The sequence below is a fragment of the Thermosynechococcus sp. OHK43 genome (genome assembly GCF_014466085.1).
In the GTDB taxonomy this organism is placed as follows: domain Bacteria; phylum Cyanobacteriota; class Cyanobacteriia; order Thermosynechococcales; family Thermosynechococcaceae; genus Thermosynechococcus.
In genome coordinates this window covers 1-4,249 of record NZ_JACOMP010000219.1, presented here as the reverse complement: position 1 = coordinate 4,249, position 4,249 = coordinate 1, and the positions used below count along the sequence as shown (strand labels likewise).

At 56.6% G+C, this 4,249-nt stretch carries 3 protein-coding genes and 1 pseudogene; all 4 read right to left on the bottom strand.

What is annotated here, in order from left to right:
* Window positions 1–461: pseudogene (locus tag H8Q75_RS09280) on the bottom strand (biotin synthase BioB); the annotation flags it as partial.
* A gap of 10 nt (window positions 462–471) precedes the next feature.
* Entirely contained in the window at window positions 472–2,934 is a 2,463-nt protein-coding gene (gene pheT / locus H8Q75_RS09275; protein ID WP_024124070.1) for a phenylalanine--tRNA ligase subunit beta, read from the bottom strand.
* A 40-nt stretch (window positions 2,935–2,974) separates the two neighbouring features.
* Window positions 2,975–3,619 carry a ribonuclease HII gene (locus H8Q75_RS09270; RefSeq protein ID WP_024124069.1) on the bottom strand — a complete coding sequence of 215 codons (645 nt, stop codon included), beginning with the start codon at window positions 3,617–3,619 and terminating at the stop codon, window positions 2,975–2,977.
* A 2-nt stretch (window positions 3,620–3,621) separates the two neighbouring features.
* Window positions 3,622–4,249 (bottom strand): nucleotide sugar dehydrogenase (locus H8Q75_RS09265; RefSeq protein ID WP_297041263.1); only part of this gene is annotated, 628 nt, incomplete at its 5' end.

The following is a 4,249-nucleotide window of genomic DNA, read 5'->3' as shown; positions in this document are numbered from 1 at the left end:
GCGGTGAGTAAGCCCAAGCAGGCACAGATTTTTAGGGGATAGCGTTCCTTGACTGCTCGAATAGCGCCGAGCACTTGCTCAAACACCTTCTCACTGGGCGATCGCCCGGAAATAACCAGGCAAAATGTACCGGCCTTGAGTTGGGCAGCGCGATCGGCGGCGGCAAGAATTTTTTCCTGCGAGAGCAGGGGATACTTTTCAATCTCAGCCGTCGAGATTTTGGACTGGGAGCAGTAGTGACAGTCTTCCGGACACAGACCACTTTGGGCATTCAGGAGATAGTGGAGCCGTACCCGATTGCCCCAGTAGTGGTAGCGGACACGATAGGCTGCCGCCAGTTGATTCAGGAGTTCCGTATCGGGGGCCTGGAGCACCGCTCGCGCTTGATCGCGGCTGAGGCACTCGTCGGCAAGGGCTAAATTGGCAAGGTGCTGCCAGTCAGTGGTCAATACAGTACTCATGGGGGTGCTCTTAACTACGAAGGGTAACAGCGTATTTTTCCACAAGGCTGTCGCGGATGCGCTGATGGAGTTCATTTACCTCAGCCTCGGTGAGGGTGCGATCGCTGGCGCGGTAGCTGAGGCGAAAGGCCAAACTGCGCTGCCCTTCGGGGACACCGCTGCCACTGTACTCATCAAAGAGTTCGACACTCTCCAGGAGAGAGTCGCGTCCCCCCGCTGCTTTCCAAATGGTGCGACTGAGTTCCGCCACCGTGAGAGCCGCCGGCGCAAAGAAGGCGAGGTCGCGATCGCTGGCGGGATAGGTGGAAAAGGGGTGAAAGATAATCTGCTGATAGCGTTCCTCAAGGCAACTCAGGAGGACCTCCAGGTCTAGTTCAAAAACATAAACGGCAGCGGGAAGCTCTAGGGCGGCGGCATACTGCGGGTGTAACTGGCCAAAGATACCGAGACGTTCTCCCTGCAAAGAGAGAACGGCTGTGCGCCCCGGATGTAGACGTTCATCGTGGCGATCGCTCTGATATTCCACAGGCAAACCAAACCGCTGAAAAACGCTCTCAAGCATCCCCTTGGCTTCATACCATGTGAGGGGCTGAGGCTGTTGCGAGCGGCGCACCCATTTACCCTGCCATGGATCACCACCGATGATCCCCCCAAGGCGATCGTTTTCCCAAAGACCCTCCTCATCTTGACCAAAAACACGGCCAATTTCAAAACCATTGAGGGGTGGATTCCCCTGTTCTTGGTTGTAGCGGAAGGCCTGCACTAGACCCGTAATTAGATCCGTCCGCAGTGCAGAAAACTCAGCAACTAGAGGATTCACAACCGTGACTTGATTCGGCTGCCCCCCCTTGACCCAGGAATAGTGCATTAATTCCGTCAGGCCCGCCCCGCGAAAGGCTGCCCGTACCTCCCGCAGGAGGGTGAGTTCTAGGGGCAATGCCCCCACCTCCGCCTGGGCTGGCAAGGTTTCCTCAAAGCGATCGTAGCCGTAGAGTCGCGCAATCTCCTCAATGAGATCCACCTCCCGCTCAATGTCACGGAAGCGGTAGGGGGGTACCGTTACCGACCACACGCCTAGCTCGTCCTCAAGGGTTTCTTGACGGCTGAGGTGAAAACCAAGGCGGCGGAGGAGCGCTTCAACGGTCTCTGCGTCCAAATAGGCGGGTTCATCGCTATCCTCTGCCTCAGCAACCACGGCCCCCAAGAGCCGATGCACCTGTTCCAGCCGCAGGGTGAGGGTACGTTCGAGGGGCGGCCGCCGATCCGCCAGGGTTGTGTAGGTCACTGTTCCTTGGGCAATTTCCCTTAGCAGGGCGATCGCTTCAGCGGTGGCTGCCTCTAGTTCTGCTGGGTTGACCCCCCGTTCATAGCGCGCTGAAGCTTCCGTGCGCAATCCCTGATCACGAGCCGATCGCCGGATCACCGGACTGGCAAAGAGGGCCGCCTCAAGAAAGACGTTCTGGGTTCCCAGGTGCACTTCGGTCTCTTCGCCGCCCATCACCCCTGCTAGGGCAACGGGCACGTCGCCGGCGGTAATCAGCAGATTCTCCAAACTGAGGCGGCGCTCCTCGCCATCCAAGGTTTTCAGGGTTTCGCCCGCCTTAGCAAAACGCACACCGACCCTGACCGGAGTTTGGGCAGCAACCCTTTGCAACCGATCCCAATCAAAGGCATGGAGAGGCTGCCCCCACTTCAGCAGGATGTAGTTAGTAATGTCCACCACATTGTTGATGGCTCGCAAACCCGCAGCCTCTAAACGTTGCTGGAGCCAAGGGGGTGAAGGGCCAATTTGAACATTAGTAATTAGCGTGCCACAGTAGGCAGGACAGGCCTGGGGGTCAGCGATCGCCAGTTGTACCGGTGCTTTACCGGACTTTTGGGGGGCGATCGTCTTTGGGGTTGGCAGCATCAGAGGCGCGCCGGTTAATGCCGCCACTTCACGGGCAATCCCCACCATACTTAGGGCATCGGCACGGTTGGCGGTGGAGCTGAGGTGCAAAATTACATCATCCAAGCCCAACAGCGGACGTACATCTTGGCCTACGGTTACTGCATCAGTGAAGGTGTGAATGCCCTCAGACTCCTTGGTTAGCCCCAATTCCGCAAGGGAGCAGATCATACCTTCGGACTTGACCCCCCGCAGTTTTGCTGGTCGAATTTTCAGATCAATTTTTGCCAGATATGCCCCCGGTAGGGCCACGGGTACATACAGGCCTGCTGCGGCATTGGGTGCCCCACAGACAATGGTGCGGGGTTCCCCTTGACCCACATCAACTTGGCAGACCCGTAATTTTTGGGCATCGGGATGGGGTTCACAGGCCAAAATACGCCCCACCACAACCCCTTCAGCCCATGCGCGCCGATCTTCAATTTCTTCGACTTCAAACCCTGCCATCGTCAGGCGATCGGCCAAAATCGCAACATCGAGATCAACCGCCACCAATTCCCGTAGCCAGCGAAGGGAAACCCGCATGGAATCCTCAAAACAACGTCATAGTTTGCCATTTTTCAGCCTACTCTCCTGTGATGGCATTGCACAAGTGCGAGTCGACAGGAAGCAAGGATTTCAGGAACGATCGCCGATGCCAAGGAGTAAGGCCATACTGGTCAAGGGCTTGGCGGTGTTCGGGGGTGCCGTAGCCCACATTGCGTTCCCAGCCATACTGGGGATAACGACGAGCCAAGCGGGCCATGAAGCGATCGCGCCGTACCTTGGCAATAATTGAGGCACAGGCAATACTATAGCTGCGGCGATCGCCCCCGATAATGGCCGTTACCCTTTCAAAGGGCGCTGTTTTTGTTAGTTTGCCGTCAATTAGGGCATGGTCCCAAGGAGCCACCCGCCCTAGGGCCCGCACCATCGCTCGATAGGTAGCTTGCAGAATATTCACCTGATCAATTTCCGCCACACTGGCACTGCCAATGCCAATGGCGATCGCTTGGTTATAAATCTGCCCAAAGAGGCGCGATCGCTGGCGAGCAGTCAACCGCTTGGAATCCCGTACCTCTGGAAGGGGGACACAGTCCACAGGCAAAATGACGGCTGCCGCCACCACTGGCCCTGCTAAGCAACCCCGCCCCACTTCATCCACACCGACGACGCGACAATAGCCCTGTTGCCAGTAGGCCTGCTCATAAATCAGGCTGAGGGGTTCCATGCCTAGTGACCAATCCCCACATAGCGAAAGCCCAGTGACTCTAGCCCCTTGCGATCTAAGAAATTGCGGCCATCAATGATCACCGGTTGGTGCATCACCTTGGCCAAGGCGCCATAATCCACCTCTTGGAATTGTGGCCAGTCGGTCACCAACACCAGAGCATCACAGCCATCAGCAAGGTGCAGTAGATCCGTTTCCACAATCACATGGGAGAGACCCGATCGCAGACCCGACTGGGACACAAGGGGGTCATAGGCTTTGACCTTAGCACCTAAGCGATGCAGTTCCTCAATCAGATTAAGGGCAGGGGCATCCCGCAAATCGTCGGTGTTGGGCTTAAAGGTTAACCCCAAAAGGCCAATGGTTTTACCCTTGAGGATCTTCAGCACCTGTTGCAGTTTTTCAATGACAATAAAGCGCTGCCGCTGGTTCACTTGAACCGCTGCTTTAAGCAACTGGGCATCGTAGCCGTAGTCTTCCGCCGTGTGGATGAGAGCCGAAACATCCTTGGGAAAACAGGAGCCCCCCCACCCTAAGCCCGCTTGCAGAAATTTCTCGCCAATACGGGAATCTAAACCAATTCCCTTGGCCACTTGAACCACATCTGCCCCCACGCGATCGCAAATATTG

What these genes read in the sequence shown, in the direction of transcription:
- pheT (WP_024124070.1), bottom strand. Translation starts at nt 2,934, where the DNA reads ATGCGGGTTTCCCTTCGCTGGCTACGGGAATTGGTGGCGGTTGATCTC.
- H8Q75_RS09270 (WP_024124069.1), bottom strand. Translation starts at nt 3,619, where the DNA reads ATGGAACCCCTCAGCCTGATTTATGAGCAGGCCTACTGGCAACAGGGC.